Below are 23,712 nucleotides of genomic sequence, written 5' to 3'. Positions count from 1 at the left end.
GGCTCTGAAGGGGAACACAGCACGTATGGGTTTTGAACCGCCGCAGCGTCTGGTCCGGGCGCTGGGCGAGTCGCACGAGGACACGTCCGCCGCCGACTGGCTGGGCCGGCTACCCGCGCTGACCGAGGAGGCGCTGGCCGCCACCGGGCGCGCACCGGCCGTCGAACGGGTCGCCGCACCGGGCGGCCGCAGCAGCCTGGTCCTGCTGGTGACCTGCGCCGACGGCACTCCGGCCGCGCTGAAGCTCGCGCCGCCCGCGGCCGCCCCGGAGCGGGAACGGGCCGCGCTGGTCCACTGGAACGGCTGGGGCGCCGTGCTGCTCCTGGCAGACGCCCCGGGCGCGCTGCTGCTGGAGCGGCTGCACCCCGAGGTGTCGCTGCGCTCCCTGCCGGAGGCGAAGGCGCTGCTGGAGGCGGCCGGGACGGTGCGTCGGCTGTGGGTCGAGCCGCCGGCCGGGCACACCTTCGAGACGGTCGCCGGGCGTACCGGGGAGCAGGTCGGGGCGATGCGGGCGCTGGCCGGCGCCCAGCCCGAGCTGGCGCCGCTGGTCTCGGCCGCGCTCGCGGTCCGCGAGGAGCTGGTCGCCGGCGCCACGGAGCTGCTGCTCCTGCACGGCAACTTCCGGCAGAGCAAGGTGCTCGCCGGTGAGCGGGTGCCGTGGCTGACGGTCGGCCCCGAACCGCTGGTCGGTGAGCGCGCCTATGACCTGGCCCGGCTGGTGCGCGACCGCGTGGAGGACCTGATCGCCTCGTCGAACGGGGCGGTGACGGCCCGGCGGCGGATCGGGAAGCTCGCCGACTCGCTGGAGGTGGACCGGGAGCGGCTGCGCGGCTGGACGCTGTTCCGCGCGGTGGAGTCGGGCGCCCGGGCGCTGGCGGCGGGCCGCCGCCAGGAGGGCGAGCTGACGCTGGAGTTCGCGAGCTGGCTCTGAGGGCGCGTACGCGGCAGGCCCCCGCGCGAGGTGCGCGGGGGCCTGCCGGGTGTCCGGGGGCTCAGGCGGAGAGACGGGCGATCGCCTCGTCGACCGTGAGCTCCTCGCGCTCGCCGGTGCGGCGGTCCTTCAGCTCCACGACGCCCTCGGCCGAGCGGCGGCCGGCGACCAGGATCTTCGGGACGCCGATGAGCTCCGCGTCGGTGAACTTCACGCCGGGCGAGACGCCCGCGCGGTCGTCGACCAGGACCCGCAGCCCCGCCGCGCTCAGCTTCTCCGAGACGTCGAGCGACAGCTCGGTCTGGAGCGCCTTGCCCGCCGCGACGACGTGCACATCGGCCGGGGCGACCTCGCGGGGCCAGCACAGGCCTTTGTCGTCGGCGGTCTGCTCGGCGAGGGCGGCCACCGCGCGGGAGACGCCGATGCCGTACGAGCCCATCGTGACCCGGACCGGCTTGCCCTGCTGGCCGAGGACGTCGAGCTGGAAGATGTCGGCGTACTTGCGGCCGAGCTGGAAGATGTGGCCGATCTCGATGGCGCGGTCGACCTGGAGGCCGGTGCCGCACTTGGGGCAGGGGTCGCCCGCCTCGACGACGACCACGTCGAGGTAGTCGGACACCTCGAAGTCCCGGCCCGCGACGACGTTCTTCGCGTGCTTGCCCTCCTGGTTGGCGCCGGTGATCCAGGCGGTGCCGGGGGCGATGCGCGGGTCGGCGATGTAGCGGACCTTCTCCAGGCCCTGCGGGCCGACGTAGCCGCGCACCAAGTCGGGACGGCCCACGAAGTCCTCGGCGGTGACCAGCTCGACGACGGCGGGCGCCAGGTGCTCGCCGAGCTTGCCGAGGTCGACCTCGCGGTCGCCGGGCACGCCCACGGCCACGATCTCGCCGTCCACCTTGACCAGCAGGTTCTTCAGGGTGGCGGAGGCGGGGACGCCGAGGTGCTCGGCGAGCGTCTCGATGGTCGGGGTGTCGGGGGTGTCCAGCTCCTCGACGGGGCCGTGCGCCGAGCCGTCCGCCGCGGTGGCGTTGAAGGTCACGGCCTCGGTGTTGGCGGCGTAGTCGCAGGCGGGGCAGTCGACGAAGGTGTCCTCACCGGCCGGGGCGGGGGCGAGGAACTCCTCGGAGGCCGAACCGCCCATGGCGCCGGAGACGGCGGAGACGATGCGGTGGTCGAGGCCGAGCCGCTCGAAGATCCGGATGTAGGCGCCGCGGTGCAGCCGGTACGCCTCGGCCAGGCCCTCGTCGGTGGTGTCGAAGGAGTACGAGTCCTTCATCTGGAACTCGCGGCCGCGCAGCACACCGGCGCGGGGGCGGGCCTCGTCGCGGTACTTGGTCTGGATCTGGTAGAGGATCACGGGCAGGTCCTTGTAGGACGAGCACATGTCCTTGACGACCTGGGTGAAGATCTCCTCGTGGGTGGGGCCCAGGAGGTAGTCGGAGCCCTTGCGGTCCTTGAGCCGGAAGAGCAGGTCGCCGTACTCGTCGTAGCGGCCGCTCGCCTCGTACGGCTCCTTGGGCAGCAGGGCGGGGAGCAGCACCTCCTGGCCGCCGATGGCGTCCATCTCCTCGCGTACGACGCGGGTGATGTTCTCCAGGACCTTCTTGCCGAGCGGCAGCCAGGTCCAGATTCCGGCCGCGGTGCGACGTACGTATCCGGCCCGGACGAGCAGCTTGTGGTTGAGCGTCTCGGCGTCGGCCGGGTCGTCGCGCAGTGTCTTGATCATCAACCGGGACATGCGCTGGACCTGGGCCATGGTGAACTCCTGCTTGGAAGGGTGATGTGCAGGAGGTTAGCCGGGCGGTGCGGGTGGGCGGAAATCCATAACCCCCGTGATCACCCGTCCCGGGGGCGGCGGCGCAGCGGGAGCGGGGCGCCCATGACCGCGTAGGGCTGGGCGGCGCTGGGGAAGAGCACCTGCCGCGCCAGGTCCTGGTAGCCGAGGCTGCGGTACAGGCCGCGGGCGGGGCTGTCGGTGTCGATGGCGGAGAGGATGGAGCGGGGGTGGCCGACGGCGTCGGTGAGGGTGGTGATCAGCGCGCGGCCGATGCCGAGGTTCTGGAAGCCGGGCAGGACGTGGAGTTCGGTGACGACGAAGGCGTCGTCGAGCCAGTGGGCGCGGCCGGTGTCGCGGAGGTAGGGCTCGACGACGGTGGACCACCACTGGCCGCGCTCGTTGGGCATGCCGTAGGTGAAGCCGACGAGCCGTCCGGCCGCGGTGGTGGCGCCGAGGGCGCGGGCCTCGGGGTGGTCGAGGTGTCTCAGGACGATGTGGCGGCGCACCTCGACCTCCTCCGGCCCGAGCCCGAAGGCGACGGCCTGCACGGCGAGTGCCTCGTCCACGCGGGCGGCGAGGTCCACGGGCCCGATCCGGACGCCGGGGCCGCCTTCGGAGTGTGCTGCCATGTGGCGACCCTACTGGCCGGGGCGGGGTGCGGGGTACGGGACCGGGGTGCGGCCCGCTCCGGGCTCAGAAGAGCACGCTCATGAACGCGCCGGTCTCCCGGAAGCCGACCCGGGCGTAGGCCCGGCGCGCGGGGGTGTTGTAGTCGTTGACGTAGAGGCTGACGACGGGGGCGACATCGGCCAGGGCGTAGCGCAGGACCGCCGCCATGCCGGTCTCGGAGAGTCCGCGGCCGCGGTGCTCGGGGGCGACCCAGACGCCCTGGATCTGGCAGGCCTGCGGGGTGGCGGCGCCGATCTCCGCCTTGAAGACGACCTCGCCGTCCTCGATCCGGGCGAAGGAACGGCCGGCGCCGATGAGTTCGGCGACGCGGGCCTGGTAGAGGAGTCCGCCGTCGCCCGCCAGCGGGGAGACTCCGACCTCCTCGGTGAACATCGCCACGCAGGCCGGCATCAGCAGTTCCATCTCGTCCTTGCGGATGCGTCGGACGTGCGGGTCGGGGGTGATGTCGGCGGAGAGGCTCTCGGTGACCATCAGCGGCTGGTGGGCGCGGACCTCGCGGGCGGGGCCCCAGCCGGGTTCGAGCAGCCGCCAGAGCTGGGCGGTGGGCTCGGCGGGGCCGACGATGGAGGAGCAGCGGCGGCCGGTCCGGCGGGCCCGGTCGGCGAAGGCGCGGACGGCCTCGGGGGTGGCGCAGATCGGGACGAGGTTGGCGCCGGAGTAGCAGAGGGAGCGGAGCCGCCCGTCGGCGTACCAGCCCCACATCTCACCGCCCAGGCGCCAGGGGTCGAGACCGGCGATCCGGACCCGGGACGTGACGAAGGCGTTGGCGACGGGCTCGCTCTCCAGGACGGCGAGAGCGGCACCGAGGTCGCCGGGTTCGAGGACCCGGGTGGTGGTCTGCGTCAACACGAGGGGGCCTCACCATATGGTCTGCTGATTTCCGCACTTTAACCGAAGTGGCCCAGTGATGCCGCCGGTGGGCGGTGGCCGCGACGGGTTCACTCATGGCGGCGCCCCGCCGGTCGGTGTCCGTCCGGCGGGGCGCGGCTGCCAGGGGCGGCGGGTCAGCTCACCGAGACCTCGGGCTCGCCCGAGGCGATGCCGTCCTTCTCCATCTGCTCGGCGATCTTCATGGCCTCTTCGATCAGCGTCTCGACGATCTTCGACTCGGGCACGGTCTTGATGACCTCGCCCTTCACGAAGATCTGGCCCTTGCCGTTGCCGGAGGCGACGCCCAGGTCGGCCTCGCGGGCCTCGCCGGGGCCGTTGACGACGCAGCCCATCACGGCGACCCGGAGCGGGACCTCCATGCCCTCCAGGCCCGCCGTCACCTCGTCGGCCAGCTTGTAGACGTCGACCTGGGCCCGGCCGCAGGACGGGCAGGAGACGATCTCCAGCCGGCGCTGGCGCAGGTTGAGCGACTCCAGGATCTGGATGCCGACCTTGACCTCCTCGGCGGGCGGTGCCGAGAGCGAGACCCGGATCGTGTCGCCGATGCCCTCGGACAGCAGCGCGCCGAACGCCACCGCGGACTTGATCGTCCCTTGGAAGGCCGGCCCGGCCTCGGTCACTCCGAGGTGCAGCGGGTAGTCGCAGCGCTCGGCCAGCTGACGGTACGCGTTGACCATCACGACCGGGTCGTTGTGCTTCACGGAGATCTTGATGTCGCGGAAGCCGTGCTCCTCGAAGAGGGACGCCTCCCAGAGCGCCGACTCGACCAGGGCCTCGGGGGTCGCCTTGCCGTACTTGGCGAGCAGCCGCGCGTCCAGCGAGCCCGCGTTCACGCCGATGCGGATCGGGGTGCCCGCGTCGTTGGCGGCCCGGGCGATCTCCTTGACCTTGTCGTCGAACTGCTTGATGTTGCCGGGGTTCACGCGCACCGCCGCGCAGCCCGCGTCGATCGCGGCGAAGACGTACTTCGGCTGGAAGTGGATGTCGGCGATCACCGGGATCTGCGACTTCTTGGCGATGGTCGCCAGCGCGTCCGCGTCGTCCTGCGTCGGACACGCCACGCGGACGATCTGGCAGCCCGAGGCCGTCAGCTCGGCGATCTGCTGGAGCGTCGCGCCGATGTCCGAGGTGCGCGTGGTGGTCATCGACTGGACCGAGACCGGCGCGTCCCCGCCCACGGCCACCGACCCGACCTGGATCTTGCGGCTGACCCGCCGGTCGGCGAGCTTGGTCGGAACGGACGGAATTCCGAGAGAAATCGCAGTCATGCGCTGAGCATCCCCAAGGTGTGGATCAAGGTCCCGAGACGGCGGGCTTTGAGCTTCGAGGTTACGGCACCGGCGGAGGGCGGAAGCACACCTGTACGGGAGTGCCGCGAAGCCGTGACGACCCCGGCACACACCGTGTGCCGGGGAAACCGTCGTCCGTGACGCGTGGAGGGGGCCGGGATCAGGAGATCTTGACCGGGTTCACGATGTCGGCGACCAGCACCAGCAGCGTGAAGCAGATGAAGACACCGGCGACGACATAGGCGACCGGCATCAGCTTGGCCACGTCGAACGGGCCGGGGTCGGGGCGCCTGAAGACCCGGGCGACATTGCGCCGCAGGGCCTCCCAGAGCGCTCCGGCGATGTGCCCGCCGTCCAGGGGCAGCAGCGGCAGCATGTTGAAGAGAAAGAGCGAGAGGTTGAACCCGGCGAGCAGGAACAGCATCATCGCGACCTGGTTCTCCGCCGGTACGTCCAGCGTCATCACCTCGCCGCCGATCCTGGCCGCGCCGACGACGCCCACCGGGGAGTCCGCGGCGCGCTCGCCGTCGCCGAAGGCCGCGTTCCACAGGTCCGGGATCTTGGACGGGAGGGCGATGATCGACTCGACGCCGTTCTCGACCATGTCTCCCATGCGGACGACCGAGTCGCCGAAGGAGAGCGGGACGATCTCCGTCTGGGCGGCGAAGCCGAGGTAGCCGGCCTTCACGAACTCACCGGGGACCACCTCGCCCCTGGAGTCCTTCTTGGCCACCGAGTTCTTCGCCAGCACGGCGTGGAGGGTCTTCTCCTGACCGTCGCGCAGGACGGTGAGGGTGGCGGGGCCGATGGTGTCGCGGATCTTGGCGGAGAGCGCGTCCCAGTCGTCGACCTTCTGCCCGTCGAAGGCGACGATCCGGTCGCCCTTCAGGAGCCCGGCCGCCTGGGCGGGCGAGACCGGGTCGGACTTCTTGCACGTGTCGCGGTTCTCGCTCTGGTCGATCACGCACTTCTGGACGCCGGCCACCTCGGTGGTCTGGGTCTGGAAGCCGAAGGTCATCGCGACGCCGAGGAAGATCACGACGGCGAGGACCAGGTTCATGAACGGTCCGGCGAACATCACGATGACGCGCTTCCACGGCTTGCGCGTGTAGAAGAGGCGCTTCTCGTCGCCCGGTTCCAGCTCCTCGAACGCGGCGGACCTGGCGTCCTCGATCATGCCGCGCCAGGGCGAGGTGGACCGCGCCTCCAGCCGGCCGTCCGCCCCGGGCGGGAACATGCCGATCATGCGGATGTAGCCGCCGGCCGGGATGGCCTTGATGCCGTACTCGGTGTCGCCCTTCTTGCGCGACCAGATGGTGGGGCCGAAGCCGACCATGTACTGGGGGACGCGGATGCCGAAGAGCTTCGCGGTCGACAGGTGGCCGAGCTCGTGCCAGGCGATCGAGAAGAGCAGGCCGAGGACGAACACGGCGATGCCGAGGATCGTCAGCAGGACCGTCGTCAGACTCATGCGCGCGCCTCCGCTGTCGCTTTCGCCGAGAGTTCACGGGCCCGGGCGCGTGCCCAGGTCTCCGCTTCGAGGACGTCCGCGACCGTGAGCGAAGTTCCCGTGGCGGGGGTGCCGTGTTCGGTCACCACCTCGGTGACCGTATCCATGATTCCGTTGAACGGCAGCTGTCCGGCGAGGAAGGCGTCGACGCATTCCTCGTTGGCGGCGTTGAAGACGGCCGGTGCGGTCGCCCCGAGCGTGCCGACGTGCCGGGCCAGGCCGACCGACGGGAAGGCCTCGCCGTCCAGCGGGAAGAACTCCCAGGTGGACGCCGTGGACCAGTCGAAGGCGGGGGCGGCGTCGGGGACGCGGCCGGGCCAGCCGATACCGATGGCGATCGGGCCCCGCATGTCCGGCGGGGTGGCCTGGGCGAGGGTGGAGCCGTCGGTGAACTCGACCATGGAGTGGACGTAGGACTGGGGGTGGACCACGACCTCGATCCGGTCGAAGGGGATGTCGTAGAGGAGGTGCGCCTCGATGACCTCCAGTCCCTTGTTGACCAGGGTCGCGGAGTTGATGGTGATGACCGGTCCCATGGCCCAGGTCGGGTGGGCGAGGGCCTGTTCGCGGGTGACGTCGGCCAGCTCGCTCCTGGTGCGGCCGCGGAAGGGGCCGCCGGAGGCGGTGACCACGAGCTTGCGCACGTCGGCGCGGGTGCCGGCGCCGAGGGCCTGGAAGAGGGCGGCGTGCTCGGAGTCGACCGGGATGATCTGGCCGGGCTTCGCCAGGGCCTTGACCAGCGGGCCGCCGACGATCAGCGACTCCTTGTTGGCCAGGGCGAGCGTGCGGCCCGCTTCGAGCGCGGCGAGGGTCGGGGCGAGGCCGATGGAGCCGGTGATGCCGTTGAGCACGGTGTGGCAGTCGCTCGCGGCCAGTTCGGCGGCGGCGTCGGGTCCGGCCAGGATCTCGGGGAGCGGCTCGCCCGTCCCGTACTGCTCGCTCAGCGCCTCGCGCAGGGCCGGTACGGCGGCGGGGTCGGCGACGGCCACGGTGCGCACCCGCAGCCGCCGCGCCTGCTCGGCGAGGAGGGCGACCCGTCCGCCCGCGGCGGAGAGCGCGGTGACGCGGAAACGGTCGGGGTTGCGCAGCACCAGGTCGATGGCCTGGGTGCCGATGGAACCGGTGGAGCCGAGGATGACGAGATCCCGTCGGCCTTCCGTCGCGTCGAAGACGAGATGCGGATCGGCGAGGGGGGCAGGGCTGTCGCTCATGCCCCCCATTGTTGCCGCAACACCTGTGTGCGCGGACAGTGCGTCCCGGGAGACGGCCCGAAAGGCCCTTGCGCGAAGGGGCGTCGGGGCACGGAAGGGCGCCGGACGGCCCCGTTCCGGGGAAACGCGGGACGGCCCGAACCCCCGCACAGTGGGTTCGGGCCGTCTCGTGTCACCTGCTCTCGTGCTGTCCAGGCGGAAACACAGGCGACATGGGCGGGCCGGTCGGGCCGGTCCGGTTCGTGGCTACAGGGCGAGGCCGGTGAGGACCAGCACGCGCTCGTAGGTGTAGTCGTCCATCGCGTAGCGGACGCCCTCGCGGCCGACGCCGGACTGCTTGGCGCCGCCGTACGCCATCTGGTCGGCGCGGTAGGACGGGACGTCACCGATGATCACGCCGCCGACCTCCAGGGCCCGGTGGGCGCGGAAGGCGGTCTGCAGGTCGTGGGTGAACACACCGGCCTGGAGGCCGTACTTGGAGGAGTTGACGGCCTCGAACGCCTCGGCCTCGCCGTCCACCTTCTGGACGGACAGGACCGGTCCGAAGACCTCCTCGGCGGCGAGGGTGACGCCGTCCGGGAGCTCGGTGAGCACGGTCGGCGCGTAGGTGGCACCGTCGCGCTTGCCGCCGGCGAGCAGCTTGGCGCCGGCCTGCACGGCCTCGTCCACCCAGGACTCGACGCGCTTGGCGGCGTCCTCGCTGACCAGCGGGCCGACCTCGGTGGCCGGGTCCGACGGGTCGCCGGTGACCTGGGCCTCGACGGCGGCGACGATCTTCGGGAGCAGCCGGTCGTAGACCGCGGCGTCCGCGATGACCCGCTGTACGGAGATGCAGGACTGGCCGCCCTGGTAGTTGGAGAAGGTCGCGATCCGGGTCGCGGCCCAGTCCAGGTCCTCCTCGGAGGCGTAGTCGCCGAGGACGACCGCGGCGGCGTTGCCGCCCAGCTCCAGGGTGCAGTGCTTGCGCGGCACCGACTCCATGATCGAGTAGCCGACCGGGCCGGAGCCGGTGAAGGAGATCACGGGCAGCCGCTCGTCCTGGACCAGGGCGGGCATCCGGTCGTTGGGGACCGTGAGCACGGACCAGGAGCCGGCCGGCAGGTCGGTCTCGGCCAGGATCTCGCCCAGGACCAGCGAGGAGATCGGGGTGGCCGGGGCCGGCTTCAGGATGATCGGGGCGCCGACGGCGATGGCCGGGGCGACCTTGTGGGCGCTCAGGTTCAGCGGGAAGTTGAACGGCGCGATGCCGAGGACCGTGCCCCGCGGGAAGCGCCGGGTCAGGCCGAGGCGGCCGGTGCCACCGGCGTCGGTGTCCAGGCGCTGGGCGTCGCCCCCGTTGAAGCGGCGGGCCTCCTCGGCGGCGAACCGGAAGACGGATACGGCGCGGCCGACCTCGCCCCGGGCCCACTTGATGGGCTTGCCGTTCTCGGCGGAGATCAGCTGGGCGATCTCCTCGGTGCGCTCCACCAGACGCCGCACGACGTGGTCGAGTGCGGCGGCCCGGACGTGCGCCGGGGTCGCGGCGAACTCCTCGCGCACGGCGTGCGCGGCCGCGACGGCCTCCTCGATCTGGGCGTCGGTCGGCACGCTGACGGTGCCGACGAGACGGCCGTCCCAGGAGTTGGTGACGTCGAAGCTGTCCTCGCCGGTGGCCTGGCGGCCGGCCAGCCAGAAGGCGTGGGTGGAAGTCATGGAGGTTCCGGCCCTTCGGAGCGGTGGGGGTGTCTTGCCCCCACCGTAGGGCCGCGCGGCCGTTTCGGCGTTTGTCCGGGGTGGAGCAGTACGCTCCGGGGACGCTACGGATTGTCGGACGCGGCGGGGTACGGGCGCGGGCTACGGGGCGGGGGTACTGGTCGCCTTCAGGGCCAGCCAGAGCTCCATCCGGACGTCCGCGTCGTCCAGCGAGCGGCCCAGGATCTCCTCCACCCGGCGCATCCGGTAGCGCAGGGTGTGGCGGTGCACTCCCAGGTCGGCCGCGGCGGCGTCCCACTGGCCGTGGTGGGCGAGCCAGGCGCGCAGCGAGGCCACGAGGTCGCCGCGCCCCTTGGCGTCGTGCTCGCGCAGGGAGCGGAGCATTCCGTCGGCGAAGGCCCGCACCGCGTCGTCCGCGAGCAGCGGCAGCACCGAGCCGGCCGCCAGCTCCTCGTGCTCGACCAGGGCCCTGCCCCGGCGGCGGGCCACCGAGAGGGCCTGCTCGGCCTGTTTGTACGCGGCGGAGACGGCGATCGGGCCCGCCGGGGCGGAGAGGCCCACGACGACGGCGCCCTCCTCCGGTTTGACGCCCTCGCCGGAGGTCCGGGCCTCCTGGGCGCCGGTGTACGCGGCGCAGGCGGTGACCGCCGCGCCGCCGTCGGCGGCGAGGACGACGAGCCGGTTGCCCTCGGGGACGGAGAGCAGGGTCTCGCCGGTCCGCAGGGCCGCCGTCTCCATCGCCTCGGCGAGCGCCGCGGGCCCGGACGGCTCGGCGCCCTCCGCGATGAGCAGCCGGAACGGGGCGTCGAGCAGCCCGCCGTACAGATCCCCGGCGACGGCGCGGGCGTGGTCGGACTCGCCGGCCAGCAGCATCCGCAGCACCGCCGCGCCGAGGCGCTGTTCGGCGCCCTGGAGGGACCGGGAGCGGGCGGTGGTCAGGGTGAGCAGGGCGACGGCGGAATGGACGGCGTACCGCCCGGCGGTGCCGAGGGCCGCGCCGGTGCCGACGGCCAGCGCGCCGCGGACCTGGCGGCCGGTGCCCAGGGACTGGAGCTCGACCCGGTCCTCGGCGCTGCCGACGACCATGCTGGCGGGGGCGGCGCGGTCCCGCAGCCGTTCCACGTCGGGGGTGAGGCGGGCGGCGCGGCGGGCGGCCCACTCGGGGGCGGAGGCGACGACCTGGCCCGCCGCGTCGTACAGCGCGGCCCAGCCGTCGAGGTGGGCGGCGAGCCGGGTGAGCAGCTCGCCGGGGCCGTCGCCGGAGAGCGCCGCCCGGGTCAGCTCGCGCTGGACCTCGAAGCCCGCCGTCACGGCCCGGTACTGGTCCTCCGCGATGGCCGAGGAGACCGCCTTGGCGATCGCGATGAAGGGGGTGCGGCGCGGCACTTCGAGGAGCGGCAGCCCGGCCTCCTCGGCCGCGTCGATCAGCGCCCGCGGCACCTCGTCGTAGTTGACGCCGACGGCGAAGCCCAGCCCGGTGACGCCGGCGGCGGCCAGCCGCCGCACGTACCGCCGCATCGCCTCGGGGTTCTCGGCGTCCAGGTTGGTGGCGGTGACGAGCAGGAACTCGCCGCCCTCCATGTACGGCACCGGGTCGGTCAGCTCGCTGGCGTGCGCCCAGCGCACGGGCGCGTCGAGCCGGTCCGCCCCGGCGCGCACGATCAGTTTGAGCGCGGGGCGCTGGACGAGCGAGGCGAGAGTGAGGGGCATGGCGACCGCGGGACCTCGTGGTGTCGGTTTTCGCCGTCCCGTATGAACGACTACCCCCAATTCTGCCAGACTGGCCTGGTTCTCCACGACCACGAGCGGGGTGCCCGGTCAGCCGTTCAGATCCACCAGCAGCGGCGGCGCGTGCTCCCCGTCCACGGTCGTCAGGGAGAGCACGGCGTGGCCTGCCGGGACCTGGCGGGCCAGCTCGGAGGCCGACCAGCGCTCCCGCTCGACCTTGCGCACGGTCACCGCGTCGGTGGTGACCGCCTTGCCGGTGACGAGCTTGCGCAGGGCGTGCACGGCCCGGGTGAGCGGCTGGTCGGCGAAGACCGTGTGCTTGGCGACCTCCGTGGTCTCCACCCACTCGGTGCCCCAGGCCTGCGCGAAGAGCCGCCCGTCCCAGGTGGTGACGCCGGAGAAGGCCATGTGGCAGCCGACCGAGCCGAGCAGTGCCGTGTGCAGGGCCTCGGGGACGTCGTCCAGTCCGCGCAGGGTGAGCAGCACTCCGGCGTTGCGGCTCCGCAGCCGCTGCACGGCCCGTACGGACTCGGTCGTGACGGTGTGGGTGGCGTCGTCCAGGGCGAGGAAGGCGAACAGGGAACGGTCCGTGCGGGCCGCCGCCCCGGCGGTGAACTGGGCGAGCACCAGTCGGGTGAGCAGCCGGGCGGCCTCGGGGTGGGCGCGTTCGGGGAGGTCGACGCGGACCCGCAGCGGGTGTTCGAGAGTGCGCGCCGAGAAGGGGCGGGCGGCGGCCTCGGGGTCGAAGAACCCGGCGAAGGCCGGCCGGTCCAGGGCCGCGAGCCGGTCGGCGAGCCGGACGCCCGGGTCGCCGGGGGTGCCCGCCTGCCGGGCCCGGGCGTCGAGCTCGCGGAGGTAGGAGCGGTCCGTGTCGGCGTCGAGCCGGGCCCGGAGCCCGGCGAGGGCGTCGGGCGCGTTGTCGAGGAGCTCGCGCAGCGCCTGGACGGAGGGGAAGTGGCCGTGGGCCGCCCGGTACGGGCCGAGGAGCTGGGCGAGCGCGGTGGCGGCCCGCCGGGCGTCGACGTCGGGCAGGTCCCCGGCGAGCGCCTCGGCGAGCAGGGCGGCGGCCTCGTCGGCGTCGTCGGTCCCGCTGTAGAGGTCCAGGTCGCGGGTGCGGGACGGGTCGCCCGGGGCGATGACCACGTCGTAGCTCTCGTCGGCCCCGAGCGGGGTGCCGGCCGCGCAGACGGCGATGACGACGGCCTTCCCGGCGAGGGCCTGGAGGGCGAGCGACTCCACGACGGGCCGCACCACGTGCCGGGTCTTGCCCGCGCCGAAGGGGCCGACGGCCAGCAGGGAGGCGCCCAGCACCGCCGGATCGACGGCGGCGCCCGCGCCCCGCCGGGCGGCCGGGTTGCGGTCGTGGTCCGGGCAGCGGCCGAGCCGGACCTGGGAGGTGAGCAGGTCGTGGGTGGCGGAGCGGGCCGGCAGGTCCCGGGCGCCCGAGGGGTGCGGGCAGGCCCCCGCGCCCCGGGTGAGCACGGAGTCGACGAACGGGCCGAGCCGGGCGGGGTCGGCCTCCACGCTGCTCCAGGCGCGCCGGATGCGCACCCAGTCGACATCGTTCATGCGTCCGGCGCGCTGTTCGGCGACCAGCCGGTCGGCGGCGCCCTGCTGGCCCGCGGCGCGCAGCCGCGGCCAGTCGGCCGGGTCCGCGGCGGGGGCCTTCTGCTGCTCCGGGACGCTCCCCCGGCCGCCGCGCAGTTCGCGGAAGGCGCCGAGCCAGTTCCCGGCCCGTCCGATCACCAGCAGGATCACGGCGGCGCCCGTCAGGTGGTAGACGGTCGTGAAGGTCTCGACCCGGTCCGCGATCTCCTGGGCGGTGCCGTGGTACAGCCAGGAGTAAGGGGTGAGCCCCAGTACGAGGTCGTCGAAGGGCAGCAGCCCGTCGGCGTTCACGAAGCAGAGGATCAGGACGGCCGCGGCCAGCCCGGTCCGCACCGCCCGGCCCGGCATGGGGTGGTCGGCGGCGTAGCGGCGGAACACCCCGGTCCAGTTGCCGATCCGGCCGAAGCCCCAGATCACCAGGACCGCGAACAGGCTGTTGTAGGCGGACAGGGCGGTGACGGCCGCCATCGGGCGTTCGAGCCCCCACCAGTCGGACGGGGTGACCAGTTCCAGCAGGATGCGGCTGTGGGGCACATAGCCGTTGCGCCACAGCGACCAGACCAGCAGGGCGGCCAGCAGGGCCACCACCGCCCCACCGATCAGGGCCCGGTCGGGCACCCGGTCCGGGTCGGCCTCGGGCCTGGGTGCGTGGCCGAGCCGCCACAGGCCGGGCTCGGCCGCCGCGCGCCGGGTCCGCAGCCAGGTGTCGACCGGGGGGCCGGCCGTGGGCGCGTGCCCGGGCCTGGGCGGCGCTCCCGGCGGGGCCGGGCGCGGCACCGGATGACCCGAGCGGGTGGAACGTGCGTCGTGCGTGCCCTCGGTGTCCATGTGCTGTCCCTCGTCCCCTGACCAGCGCCGACCGGATGACCGGGCACGGATGCCCGAAGCCCTCAATCTAGTGCGAGGACAGGGCGGGTTCAGCAGGCTCCCCGGTCCGGACGCACCGGCGTCCCGGTCCCGCGCACCGCCCCGCCATGTCCACCACGGACAACCCCGCCCGACCACCACTCCCGAACGGAACATGCCGCACCCCCGGCCCCGCCCCTAGCCTGCAGGGGAAGCGTCCGAAACATCCCCCCAGGAGCCCCACATGACCGAAATCCCGCAGGAGCGACGCGTCGTCACGGCCATCCCCGGCCCGAAGTCGGTGGAGCTTCAGGCCCGCCGGCTGAACACGGTGGCCGCCGGCGTGGGCTCCACCCTGCCGGTGTTCACCGCCCGTGCCGGTGGCGGGATCATCGAGGACGTGGACGGCAACCGCCTGATCGACCTCGGCTCCGGCATCGCCGTGACCTCGGTCGGCGCCTCCGCCGAGGCCGTGGTGCGCCGCGCCTCCGCGCAGCTCGCCGACTTCACCCACACCTGCTTCATGGTCACGCCGTACGAGGGCTACGTCGAGGTCTGCGAGCAGCTCGCCGAGCTGACCCCGGGCGACCACCCGAAGAAGTCCGCGCTGTTCAACTCGGGCGCCGAGGCCGTCGAGAACGCGGTGAAGATCGCCCGCATCCACACCAAGCGCACCGCGGTCGTCGTCTTCGACCACGGCTACCACGGCCGCACCAACCTCACCATGGCGCTGACGGCCAAGAACATGCCGTACAAGCAGGGCTTCGGCCCGTTCGCGCCCGAGGTCTACCGGGTGCCGGTGGCGTACGGCTACCGCTGGCCGACCGGTGCCGAGAACGCCGGTGCCGAGGCGTCCGCCCAGGCCATCGAGCAGATCAACAAGCAGATCGGCGCCGAGAACGTCGCCGCGATCATCATCGAGCCGGTGCTCGGCGAGGGCGGCTTCATCGAGCCGGCCAAGGGCTTCCTCCCGGCCATCGCGCAGTTCGCCAAGGACAACGGCATCGTCTTCGTCGCGGACGAGATCCAGTCCGGCTTCTGCCGCACCGGCCAGTGGTTCGCCTGCGAGGACGAGGGCATCGTCCCGGACCTGATCACCACCGCCAAGGGCATCGCGGGCGGCCTCCCGCTCTCCGCCGTGACCGGCCGCGCCGAGATCATGGACTCCGCCCACTCCGGCGGCCTCGGCGGCACCTACGGCGGCAACCCGGTCGCCTGCGCCGGTGCCCTCGGCGCCATCGAGACGATGCGCGAGCTGGACCTGAACGGCAAGGCCAAGCGCATCGAGGAGATCATGAAGGGCCGCCTCGCCGAGATGCAGGCGAAGCTGCCCAACGGCGACGTGATCGGCGACATCCGCGGCCGCGGCGCGATGATCGCGATCGAGCTGGTGAAGTCCGGCTCGAAGGACCCGAACCCGGAGGCCGCCGCCAAGCTCGCCAAGGCGTGCCACGCGGAGGGCGTCCTGGTCCTGACCTGCGGCACGTACGGCAACGTCCTGCGCTTCCTGCCGCCGCTGGTGATCGGTGAGGACCTGCTGAACGAGGCGCTCGACGTCATCGAGCAGGCGTTCGCCACGATCTGACCTGTGCGAGCTCCGGCACCCCCGGAACACACGCTCGCGGGGCCCGCGTGAGGGCCTGTGAAGAAGGTGTGCGGGGCCGATGGCGGGATACGTTTCCCGCTGTCGGTCCCTCTGCCGCTGCCGTACGGTTTCCGCAGATGAGAGAGACACCCCGCCCGCAGGGGACTTCGGGCGATGCCGGTTCGGGCCGTTCCCGGCACCGTTCCGGCCGTGCCTTCGCGCACGCCGGTGGAGCCTCCGGCTCCGGAACTCCTCACCGATCGGATGGCCGCTCGCCCCAGACCCCCCGGGGCGTGCGGCAAACCGGTCCGACCGGCCGCCCCGGAACCACCCCCCCGGTTCCCGGGCGGCCGGCTTTTTCGCGTTCCCCGGCGCTGTGGGCGCTGCTCCCGCTCGCCCTCTTCGCACTGGTCACCTGGCAGGTCGCGGCCGACGGCCCGCTGCGCCGGCTCGACGAGCGGGCCGGCCGGGCCGTCGTCGGGCACGGCCCGGCCGGGCTCACCGAACTCCTCGCCGATCTCGGCAACACGCAGGTGGCGCTCCCGGTGCTGGGCTGCGCGATCGTCCTCGCCCTGGTGCGCGGCGCGCGCCGTCGGGCGCTGTACGCGGCGCTCGCGATGGCCGCCGTGCCCCTGCTCGCCGTACCGCTGAAGGCGTGGATCGCCCGCCCGGGGCCGCTGACGGAGGCCACCGGCTACTACCCGTCCGGTCACGCGGCGACGGCCCTGGTGGCGTACGGGGCCGCGGCGGTGCTGGCGGCGCACCCGGGGCGGTGGTGGTCGTGGATGATGCCCGTCGCCGCTGCCTTGCTGGCCACGGCGACGGGCATCGGTCTGGTGCTGCGCGGCTACCACTGGCCGCTGGACGTGCTGGGCAGCTGGCTCCTGTTCGGTGCGGTGCTGCTGCCGCTGCGTCCCGGTGGGGTACGGAGTCCTCAGCGCTTGAAGTAGGCGTCGAAGTTCTTCGAGAACTCCCCGTTGTTGAACCGGTCCCAGTTGATCGACCAGGTCATCAGTCCGCGCAGGGCGGGCCAGGTGCCGTGGGTGGCGTAGGAGCCGCAGTCGGTCTTCTTGGTGAGGCAGTTGAGCGCCTTGGTGACCTCGGCGGGCGAGGTGTGGCCGTTGCCCGCCTGGGTGGAGGCCGGCAGCCCGATGGCGACCTGCTCGGGGCGGAGCGGCGGGAAGACCTTGCTCTGGTCGCCCGCCACCGGGAAGCCGGTGAGCAGCATGTCGGTCATGGCGATGTGGAAGTCGGCGCCGCCCATCGAGTGGTACTGGTTGTCCAGGCCCATGATGGAGCCGGAGTTGTAGTCCTGGACGTGCAGCAGGGTGAGGTCGTCGCGCAGCGCGTGGATGACCGGGAGGTAGGCGCCCGCCCGCGGGTCCTGGCCGCCCCAGGGGCCCGAGCCGTAGTACTGGTAGCCGAGCTGGACGAAGAAGGTCTCCGGGGCCATCGTCAGGACGAACTTCTCGCCGTACTTGGCCTTGAGGGTCTTCACCGCGGAGATCAGGTTGACGACGACCGGGGTGGTCGGGTTCCGGAAGTCGGTGTCCCCGGTGTTCAGCGAGAGGGAGTGGCCCTCGAAGTCGATGTCGAGGCCGTCCAGCCCGTACTCGTCGATGATCCTGCTGACCGAGGAGACGAAGGTGTCCCGGGCGGCGGCGGTGGTGAGCTGCACCTGGCCGTTCTGGCCGCCGATGGAGATGAGCACCTTCTTGCCCTTGGCCTGCTTGGCCTTGATGGCGGCCTTGAACTCGGCCGCCGACTCGACGTTCGGGCACTCGGCGACCGGGCAGAGGGAGAAGCGGATGTCGCCGGAGGTGACCGAGGTCGGTTCGCCGAAGGCGAGGTCGATGACGTCCCAGGAGTCGGGCACGTCCGCCATCCGGGTGTAGCCGGAGCCGTTGGCGAAGCTGGCGTGGAGATAGCCGACGAGCGCGTGGGCGGGCAGTTTGCCGTCGCCGCCTCCGCCGCCCGCCGTGGTGGTGGCCTGGACGGCGGCCGACTTGGCGGACTCGCCCGCCGCGTTGACCGCGGCGACCTGGAAGCTGTACGCGGTCGACGCGGTGAGGCCGGTCACGGTGGCGGAGGTGCCGGTGGCGGAGAGGACTTTCGTGCCGCCCCGGTAGACGTTGTAGCCGGTGGCGCCCGGGGAGGCGGTCCAGGAGAGGTCGACGGTGGAGGCGGTGGCGGTCCCCGCCTTCAGCCCGGTGGGGACGGCCGGGAGTTCGACCGGGGCGCCGCCGGGGCCGGTCAGGGAGAGGTCGTCGGCATAGTAGGCGGGGGTGCCGAACCAGCCGTGGGTGTAGACGGTGACCTGCTTCGTGGCCGGGCCGGTCTTGAACGTGGTGGTGAGCTGCTTCCAGTCGGACGAGGACGAGGTCCAGGTGGAGACGTCGGTGGTGCCGGTGGACTCCGCGCCGAGGTAGACGTACGAGCCCTGCACCCAGGCGCTCAGCGTGTACGTGGAGTCGGGCTGGACGTTCACCGTCTGGGAGCACTTGGCGTTGTCGGCGCCGGCCGGGGTGGCCTTCAGCGCCGAAGTCCCGCCGTGTGCCGGGGTGCTGACGACGGCTCCGCTGCCCGCGGTGCAGCTCCAGCCGTCCAGACCCGCCTCGAAGCCGCCGTTGCGGGCCAGTTCGGCGTCGGCCGCGGCGGCGGACGGGGCGAGTGCGGTCAGCCCGCCGGCGGCGAGCAGGGCGGCCGAGAAGGCGGCCACGACACCGGTCAGGCGGGCGGGGGGTCCCGTACGTTCCACAACGGCCTCCGTGCATGGGGGAATCGAGTGCGGCGGCCACAACATGGTCCAGACCAATCAGGTTGTCAAGACCTCTGGCAGCACGGGACCTTCCGTCAGGTCGGCCCCGTGCGCCTCCCCCGCTGCCGTCGACGGCCCTCAGCGACCTCCGCGTCCGGCCGCCGCCTCGTGCATCGCGAGCTCCAGCAGCGCCGCGTCGGTGAGGGTTCCCGAGCCGTCCGGCGGGATCAGCCAGCGCACCCCGTCCCGGGCGGGACGGCCCGGGTGGGGTACGACGATCCAGGTGCCCCGCCCCACGCCGCGCACCCCGGTGCCGACCCAGCGGCCGGCGGTGCCCGGCGCCACGAAGAAGCCCATCCGGGTGTCGCCGAACCCGGCGAGCACCGGGCCGGGCCGGTCGATCAGCCGGGTCAGGACGTCGAGGGTGGGGTGACCCAGCTCCCCCGGGATGATCAGCACGTCCCAGCGTTTCCCGGCGGGCAGGAGGGCGACCCCTCGGGGGTCGCGCTCCCAGACCCACCGGCAGGCGTCCGGGTCCGGCGCCACCGATACGAGCCATTCGACTGCCGCTTCGACCCCCGTGCCGGTCATGGCCTGTCTCCTTTTCCGTGTTGCTGTGCCCGCCGGCCTTGGTTACCGGCGCGTACACACGGGTGAGAGAGCGGAGTCGCCGGGTTATGACGCGGCTTCGGGAAAGAAATTCAGAAAAAAGCGGCCCGGCCGCCTGCGGGCGGCCGGGCCAGGGGTCCGGAGGGTCCTTTTTCAGACACCCCGGAGGGTTATTCAGAAGGTGATTCCCGGAGTCGGTCGTTGGTTCCCGGGGTCACCGGTGATGCCGGGGTCAGCTGTCGAAGCCGAGTCCCAGCCGGTCCATCGTCTTCAGCCAGAGGTTGCGACGGCCCTGGTTGTTGTCGGCCCTGGCCAGGGACTTCCTGGTCAGCTCGATCCCGGCCCAGGCGAACGGCTCGGGCGGGAACGGCATGGGCTTGGTGCGGACCATTTCCAGCGTGGTCCGCTCGTTCTGCTCGCCCGCCAGCAGGTCGAGCATCACCTCGGCCCCGAATCGCGTGGAACCGACGCCCAGGCCGGTGAATCCGGCGGCATAGGAGACCTGCCCCTGATGGGCGGTTCCGAAGAACGCGGAAAAACGCGAACAGGTGTCGATCGCCCCGCCCCAGGCATGGCTGAAACGGACTCCGGCGAGCTGCGGGAAGCAGTCGAAGAACTGCGCCGCGAGCTTGAGGAAGGTCTCCGGCCGCTGGTCGAGTTCGGCGCTCACCCGGCCGCCGTAGGGGTAGATCGCGTCGTACCCGCCCCACAGGATCCGGTTGTCGGCCGACAGCCGGAAGTAGTGGAACTGGTTGGCGCTGTCGCCCAGGCCCTGCCGGTTCTTCCAGCCGATGGAGGCGAGCTGGCCGGCGGTGAGCGGCTCGGTCATCAGCGCGTAGTCGTAGACCGGCACGGTGAACGGGCGGACCCGCTTGACCAGCGACGGGAAGACGTTCGTGCCGAGCGCGACCCGGCGGGCGAAGATCCGCCCGTACGGGGTGCGGACGGCCATCCCCCGGGAGGACCGGGCGAGTTCGAGGCCCCGGGTGTGCTCGTAGATCCGCACGCCCAGGTCGAGGCAGGCCCGCTTCAGGCCCCAGGCCAGCTTGGCGGGGTGGAGCATGGCCACGCCCCGGCGGTCCCAGAGACCGCCCAGGAAGGTCGGCGAGTCGACCTCGGCGCGCAGCGCGTCGCCGTCGAGGAAGTCGGTCCCGGTGAAACCGAGCTTCGTCATCTCCTCGTGCCACTCTTGGAGCTCTTCGAGCTGGTAGGGCTCGGTGGCGACGTCGATCTCACCGGTGCGCTCGAACTCGCAGTCGATGCCGTAGCGGGCGACGGCGTCCTCGATGGCGTCGAGGTTGCGCTCGCCGAGCTCCTCCAGCTTGTGGATCTCGTCCGGCCAGCGCTCCACACCGTTGGGCAGGCCGTGGGTGAGGGAGGCGGCGCAGAAGCCGCCGTTGCGGCCCGAGGCGGCCCAGCCCACCTCGTGCCCCTCGATCAGGACGACGTCCCGCTCCGGCTCGCGCTCCTTGGCGATCAGCGCGGTCCACAGACCGCTGTAGCCGCCACCGACGACCAGCAGGTCGCAGTGCTCGTCCCCGGTGAGCGCGGGCAGTGCCTCGGGCTTGCCGGGGTCGTCCAGCCAGAACGACACGGGCTTCGCGTCGGAGAGTGATTGGGCGGCGATACGCATGGCAACTGGGGCCATGGTTTCCAACTCCTTCAGAGCTTTCTAGCGTGTGCTGTTCTTGCGCCGGTTGGCGATGAGCTGACCGACGACCACCACCAGCACCGCGATGACGAACATCGCCGTACCGATGACGTTGATCTGCACGGGCGTGCCGCGCTGTGCCGATCCCCAGACGAACATGGGGAAGGTCACGGTGGAGCCCGCGTTGAAATTGGTGATGATGAAATCGTCGAAGGAGAGCGCGAAGGCCAGCAGCGCTCCCGCCGCGATTCCGGGGGCGGCGATCGGCAGGGTCACCCGGAGGAAGGTCTGCACGGGGCCGGCGTACAGGTCGCGGGCGGCCTCCTCCAGCCTCGGGTCCATCGACATCACGCGTGCCTTCACCGCCGTCACGACGAAGCTGAGGCAGAACATGATGTGCGCGATGAGGATCGTCCAGAAGCCCAGCTGCGCGCCCATGTTGAGGAAGAGCGTGAGCAGCGAGGCGGCCATGACGACCTCGGGCATCGCCATCGGCAGGAAGATCAGCGAGTTGATCGCGCCGCGCGCCCGGAAGCGGTAGCGGACCAGCGCGAACGAGATCATCGTGCCGAGCGCGGTCGCGCCGATGGTGGCCCAGAGCGCGATCTGGAGGGAGAGCGAGAGCGAGCCGCACATGTCGGCGACGCCGCAGGGGTCCTTCCAGGCGTCCAGCGAGAACCGCTGCCAGGCGTAGTTGAAGCGCCCGTTCGGCTTGTTGAACGAGAACACCATGACGACGACGTTCGGAAGGATCATGTACGCGAGGGTCAGCAGACCCGCGAGGACGATCAGGTTCCGGCGAATCCAGCGCAGTACGGGCATCAGACCAGGTCCTCCGTCCCGGAGCGGCGGATGTAGACGGTGACCATGATCAGGACGGCCGCCATGAGGATGAAGGAGAGCGCGGCCGCCGTCGGGTAGTCCAGGACCCGCAGGAACTGGGTCTGGATGACGCTGCCGACCATCTTCGTGTCGGTGGATCCCAGCAGTTCCGCGTTGACGTAGTCACCGCTGGCCGGGATGAAGGTGAGCAGGGTTCCGGAGACGACGCCCGGCATGGAGAGCGGGAAGGTCACCTTGCGGAAGGTGGTGGCGGGGGTGGCGTACAGGTCGCCGGCCGCCTCGTGCAGCCTGCCGTCGATCCGCTCCAGCGAGGTGTAGAGCGGCAGGATCATGAACGGCAGGAAGTTGTACGTGAGGCCGCAGACGACCGCCATCGGAGTGGCCAGCACGCGGTTGGACTCGGTCCAGCCCAGCCAGCTGGTCACGTCCAGGACATGCAGCGTGTTCAGTACGTCCACGACCGCGCCGCCGTCCGCGAGGATCGTCTTCCAGGCGAGCGTGCGGATCAGGAAGCTGGTGAAGAACGGGGCGATGACCAGGACCAGCAGGACGTTGCGCCAGCGGCCCGCCTTGAAGGCGATGAGGTAGGCGAGCGGGTAGCCGAGCAGCAGGCACAGCAGGGTGGCGGTGCCGGCGTACATCAGGGAGCGCAGGAACTGCGGGTAGTACTCGGCGAGCGCGTCCCAGTAGGTCTGGAAGTGCCAGGTGACCTCGAACCCCTTCTCCAGGGATCCGGTCTGGACGGAGGTCGAGGCCTGGTAGACCAGCGGGAGCGCGAAGAAGACGACGAGCCACAGGATGCCCGGGAGCAGCAGCCAGTAGGGGACGAGCCGCTTGCGGGTGGAGGGCTTGCGTATCTCCGGTTCGGTGACGGGCGCCGGTGGCGCCTCCTGGATGACGGTCACGCCGCGTCCTCCACCGTCTCCACACCGGCGTCGATGTCCTGGGCCGCGTCCAGTCCGAAGGTGTGCGCGGGGTTCCAGTGCAGCACGACCTCGGCGCCGGGCGCGAGCCGGGAGTCGCGCTCGATGTTCTGCTCGTAGACCTGGAGCGCCTTGCCGGCCGGGCTCTCCACGACGTACTGGGTGGACACCCCGATGAAGCTGGTGTCGACGATCCGGCCGGTGACCCGGTTGCGGCCGTCGGCGACGGTGTCGGCGTCCTCGGCGCGGATCAGCGAGATCTTCTCGGGGCGGATGCCGACGAGCAGCTTGCCGCCGTCCTTGACCGGGGCCGTACATCGCCCGGCGGGCAGCCGGAGCTTCCCGCCGCCCGCGGAGACGACCAGCTCGTCGCTGCCGGCGGAGACGGTCTCGGCCTCGATGAGGTTGGAGGTGCCGAGGAAGTTGGCGACGAAGGTCGTCCGCGGGTTCTCGTACAGGTCGGCGGGGGCGCCGAGCTGCTCGACCCGGCCGCCGTTCATCACCGCGACCGTGTCGGCCATGGTCATGGCCTCCTCCTGGTCGTGGGTGACGTGGATGAAGGTGATGCCGACCTCGGTCTGGATGCGCTTGAGCTCCAGCTGCATCTGGCGGCGGAGCTTGAGGTCGAGGGCGCCGAGCGGCTCGTCGAGCAGCAGGACCTGGGGGTGGTTGATCAGGGCGCGGGCGACGGCGACGCGCTGCTGCTGGCCACCGGAGAGCTGGTGCGGCTTGCGCTTGGCGAAGTCGCCGAGCTGGACGAGGTCCAGCATCTCGTCGACCTGCTTCTTCACCGACTTGATGCCGCGCCGGCGCAGACCGAAGGCGACGTTCTCCGCGATGTCGAGGTGCGGGAAGAGCGCGTAGCTCTGGAAGACCGTGTTGACCGGCCGTTTGTACGGCGGGAGGGCGGTGATGTCCGTGTCGCCGAGGAAGACCGTGCCGGTGGTGGCCTCCTCCAGGCCGGCGATCATCCGCAGGGTGGTGGTCTTGCCGCAGCCGGACGCGCCGAGCAGGGCGAAGAAGGAGCCCTGCGGAACGGTCAGGTCGAGCGGTTGGACGGCGTTGAAGGAGCCGTAGGACTTGCTGATCCCGGTGAGGCGGACGTCGCCGCCGGTCTGCTGCTGTGTCATGGAGCGCGGTCCCAGTGGTGTCAGAGGGGGATCTGGGGGA

Annotated in this window: 18 protein-coding genes; 3 read left to right on the top strand and 15 right to left on the bottom strand. The window is 72.0% G+C overall.

Going from position 1 to position 23,712, the window contains the following annotated elements; translation table 11 throughout:
* Nucleotides 1–25: 25 nt before the first annotated feature.
* Entirely contained in the window at nucleotides 26–931 is a 906-nt protein-coding gene (locus ACWC97_RS24270) for an aminoglycoside phosphotransferase family protein (RefSeq protein WP_450651510.1), read from the top strand.
* A 61-nt stretch (nucleotides 932–992) separates the two neighbouring features.
* On the opposite strand, the gene ACWC97_RS24265 is transcribed toward ACWC97_RS24270, so the two are convergent.
* The 9 genes from ACWC97_RS24265 to ACWC97_RS24225 all read right to left on the bottom strand — a co-directional run bounded on the left by ACWC97_RS24265 (nucleotide 993) and on the right by ACWC97_RS24225 (nucleotide 14,155).
* Nucleotides 993–2,687 carry a proline--tRNA ligase gene (locus ACWC97_RS24265; RefSeq protein WP_450651508.1) on the bottom strand — a complete coding sequence of 565 codons (1,695 nt, stop codon included), beginning with the start codon at nucleotides 2,685–2,687 and terminating at the stop codon, nucleotides 993–995.
* An 80-nt stretch (nucleotides 2,688–2,767) separates the two neighbouring features.
* Complete coding sequence (locus ACWC97_RS24260) at nucleotides 2,768–3,337, bottom strand: GNAT family N-acetyltransferase (RefSeq protein ID WP_352276403.1); 570 nt, start codon at nucleotides 3,335–3,337, stop codon at nucleotides 2,768–2,770.
* Nucleotides 3,338–3,401: 64 nt separating this feature from the next.
* Nucleotides 3,402–4,247 (bottom strand): GNAT family N-acetyltransferase, encoded by an 846-nt coding sequence (locus ACWC97_RS24255; RefSeq protein WP_385212081.1) that lies wholly within the window; start codon nucleotides 4,245–4,247, stop codon nucleotides 3,402–3,404.
* A gap of 155 nt (nucleotides 4,248–4,402) precedes the next feature.
* Nucleotides 4,403–5,557, bottom strand: coding sequence for a flavodoxin-dependent (E)-4-hydroxy-3-methylbut-2-enyl-diphosphate synthase (gene ispG, locus ACWC97_RS24250; protein WP_352276401.1), 1,155 nt, complete (start codon nucleotides 5,555–5,557; stop codon nucleotides 4,403–4,405).
* 181 nt (nucleotides 5,558–5,738) lie between these two features.
* Nucleotides 5,739–7,049: a M50 family metallopeptidase gene (locus ACWC97_RS24245; protein WP_352276400.1), complete on the bottom strand. Its 1,311-nt coding sequence runs from the start codon at nucleotides 7,047–7,049 to the stop codon at nucleotides 5,739–5,741.
* Nucleotides 7,046–8,308 carry a 1-deoxy-D-xylulose-5-phosphate reductoisomerase gene (dxr, locus tag ACWC97_RS24240; RefSeq protein ID WP_352276399.1) on the bottom strand — a complete coding sequence of 421 codons (1,263 nt, stop codon included), beginning with the start codon at nucleotides 8,306–8,308 and terminating at the stop codon, nucleotides 7,046–7,048. Before dxr ends, ACWC97_RS24245 begins: the two co-directional genes overlap by 4 nt.
* Nucleotides 8,309–8,545: 237 nt before the next feature.
* Nucleotides 8,546–9,991, bottom strand: coding sequence for an aldehyde dehydrogenase family protein (locus tag ACWC97_RS24235; protein WP_352276397.1), 1,446 nt, complete (start codon nucleotides 9,989–9,991; stop codon nucleotides 8,546–8,548).
* 141 nt (nucleotides 9,992–10,132) lie between these two features.
* Nucleotides 10,133–11,701 carry a PucR family transcriptional regulator gene (locus ACWC97_RS24230; protein WP_385212074.1) on the bottom strand — a complete coding sequence of 523 codons (1,569 nt, stop codon included), beginning with the start codon at nucleotides 11,699–11,701 and terminating at the stop codon, nucleotides 10,133–10,135.
* Between the two features lie 108 nt (nucleotides 11,702–11,809).
* Complete coding sequence (locus tag ACWC97_RS24225; protein WP_450651504.1) at nucleotides 11,810–14,155, bottom strand: ATP/GTP-binding protein; 2,346 nt, start codon at nucleotides 14,153–14,155, stop codon at nucleotides 11,810–11,812.
* A gap of 262 nt (nucleotides 14,156–14,417) precedes the next feature.
* Here ACWC97_RS24225 and gabT point away from each other — a divergent pair, with 262 nt between their 5' ends.
* Together gabT and ACWC97_RS24215 are read left to right on the top strand one after the other, a co-directional pair.
* The gene (gene gabT, locus ACWC97_RS24220) at nucleotides 14,418–15,758 is read left to right on the top strand and encodes a 4-aminobutyrate--2-oxoglutarate transaminase (protein WP_352276391.1); all 1,341 of its coding nucleotides are present in this window, start codon (nucleotides 14,418–14,420) and stop codon (nucleotides 15,756–15,758) included.
* Nucleotides 15,759–16,051: 293 nt separating this feature from the next.
* Nucleotides 16,052–16,708 carry a phosphatase PAP2 family protein gene (locus ACWC97_RS24215; protein ID WP_450651502.1) on the top strand — a complete coding sequence of 219 codons (657 nt, stop codon included), beginning with the start codon at nucleotides 16,052–16,054 and terminating at the stop codon, nucleotides 16,706–16,708.
* Here ACWC97_RS24215 and ACWC97_RS24210 read toward each other — a convergent pair.
* The 6 genes from ACWC97_RS24210 to ACWC97_RS24185 all read right to left on the bottom strand — a co-directional run bounded on the left by ACWC97_RS24210 (nucleotide 16,693) and on the right by ACWC97_RS24185 (nucleotide 23,672).
* The gene (locus tag ACWC97_RS24210) at nucleotides 16,693–18,516 is read right to left on the bottom strand and encodes a chitinase (RefSeq protein WP_450651500.1); all 1,824 of its coding nucleotides are present in this window, start codon (nucleotides 18,514–18,516) and stop codon (nucleotides 16,693–16,695) included. The genes ACWC97_RS24215 and ACWC97_RS24210 overlap by 16 nt on opposite strands.
* A gap of 138 nt (nucleotides 18,517–18,654) precedes the next feature.
* Nucleotides 18,655–19,107: a hypothetical protein gene (locus ACWC97_RS24205; protein WP_450651498.1), complete on the bottom strand. Its 453-nt coding sequence runs from the start codon at nucleotides 19,105–19,107 to the stop codon at nucleotides 18,655–18,657.
* A 250-nt stretch (nucleotides 19,108–19,357) separates the two neighbouring features.
* On the bottom strand, nucleotides 19,358–20,773 hold the full coding sequence (locus tag ACWC97_RS24200) for an NAD(P)/FAD-dependent oxidoreductase (protein ID WP_450651496.1): 1,416 nt from the start codon (nucleotides 20,771–20,773) through the stop codon (nucleotides 19,358–19,360).
* A 24-nt stretch (nucleotides 20,774–20,797) separates the two neighbouring features.
* Nucleotides 20,798–21,598, bottom strand: coding sequence for an ABC transporter permease (locus tag ACWC97_RS24195; protein ID WP_352276383.1), 801 nt, complete (start codon nucleotides 21,596–21,598; stop codon nucleotides 20,798–20,800).
* Complete coding sequence (locus tag ACWC97_RS24190) at nucleotides 21,598–22,524, bottom strand: ABC transporter permease (RefSeq protein ID WP_385212058.1); 927 nt, start codon at nucleotides 22,522–22,524, stop codon at nucleotides 21,598–21,600. The genes ACWC97_RS24195 and ACWC97_RS24190 overlap by 1 nt, the downstream gene beginning before the upstream one ends.
* Nucleotides 22,521–23,672, bottom strand: a complete 1,152-nt coding sequence (locus ACWC97_RS24185; RefSeq protein ID WP_352276382.1) for an ABC transporter ATP-binding protein — start codon at nucleotides 23,670–23,672, stop codon at nucleotides 22,521–22,523. The genes ACWC97_RS24190 and ACWC97_RS24185 overlap by 4 nt, the downstream gene beginning before the upstream one ends.
* Between the last annotated feature and the right edge of the window lie 40 nt (nucleotides 23,673–23,712).

This window comes from Streptomyces sp. NPDC001108 (assembly GCF_053598535.1).
Note: the sequence above shows the minus strand (reverse complement) of the source record. Positions and strands in the feature narration are given on the sequence as shown.

Bases quoted from the DNA above. Each gene is read 5' to 3' on its own strand.
- ACWC97_RS24270 (WP_450651510.1), top strand. From the start codon at position 26: ATGGGTTTTGAACCGCCGCAGCGTCTGGTCCGGGCGCTGGGCGAGTCG.
- ACWC97_RS24265 (WP_450651508.1), bottom strand. From the start codon at position 2,687: ATGGCCCAGGTCCAGCGCATGTCCCGGTTGATGATCAAGACACTGCGC.
- ACWC97_RS24260 (WP_352276403.1), bottom strand. From the start codon at position 3,337: ATGGCAGCACACTCCGAAGGCGGCCCCGGCGTCCGGATCGGGCCCGTG.
- ispG (WP_352276401.1), bottom strand. From the start codon at position 5,557: ATGACTGCGATTTCTCTCGGAATTCCGTCCGTTCCGACCAAGCTCGCC.
- ACWC97_RS24245 (WP_352276400.1), bottom strand. From the start codon at position 7,049: ATGAGTCTGACGACGGTCCTGCTGACGATCCTCGGCATCGCCGTGTTC.
- dxr (WP_352276399.1), bottom strand. From the start codon at position 8,308: ATGGGGGGCATGAGCGACAGCCCTGCCCCCCTCGCCGATCCGCATCTC.
- ACWC97_RS24235 (WP_352276397.1), bottom strand. From the start codon at position 9,991: ATGACTTCCACCCACGCCTTCTGGCTGGCCGGCCGCCAGGCCACCGGC.
- ACWC97_RS24230 (WP_385212074.1), bottom strand. From the start codon at position 11,701: ATGCCCCTCACTCTCGCCTCGCTCGTCCAGCGCCCCGCGCTCAAACTG.
- ACWC97_RS24225 (WP_450651504.1), bottom strand. From the start codon at position 14,155: ATGGACACCGAGGGCACGCACGACGCACGTTCCACCCGCTCGGGTCAT.
- gabT (WP_352276391.1), top strand. From the start codon at position 14,418: ATGACCGAAATCCCGCAGGAGCGACGCGTCGTCACGGCCATCCCCGGC.
- ACWC97_RS24205 (WP_450651498.1), bottom strand. From the start codon at position 19,107: ATGACCGGCACGGGGGTCGAAGCGGCAGTCGAATGGCTCGTATCGGTG.
- ACWC97_RS24200 (WP_450651496.1), bottom strand. From the start codon at position 20,773: ATGGCCCCAGTTGCCATGCGTATCGCCGCCCAATCACTCTCCGACGCG.
- ACWC97_RS24195 (WP_352276383.1), bottom strand. From the start codon at position 21,598: ATGCCCGTACTGCGCTGGATTCGCCGGAACCTGATCGTCCTCGCGGGT.
- ACWC97_RS24185 (WP_352276382.1), bottom strand. From the start codon at position 23,672: ATGACACAGCAGCAGACCGGCGGCGACGTCCGCCTCACCGGGATCAGC.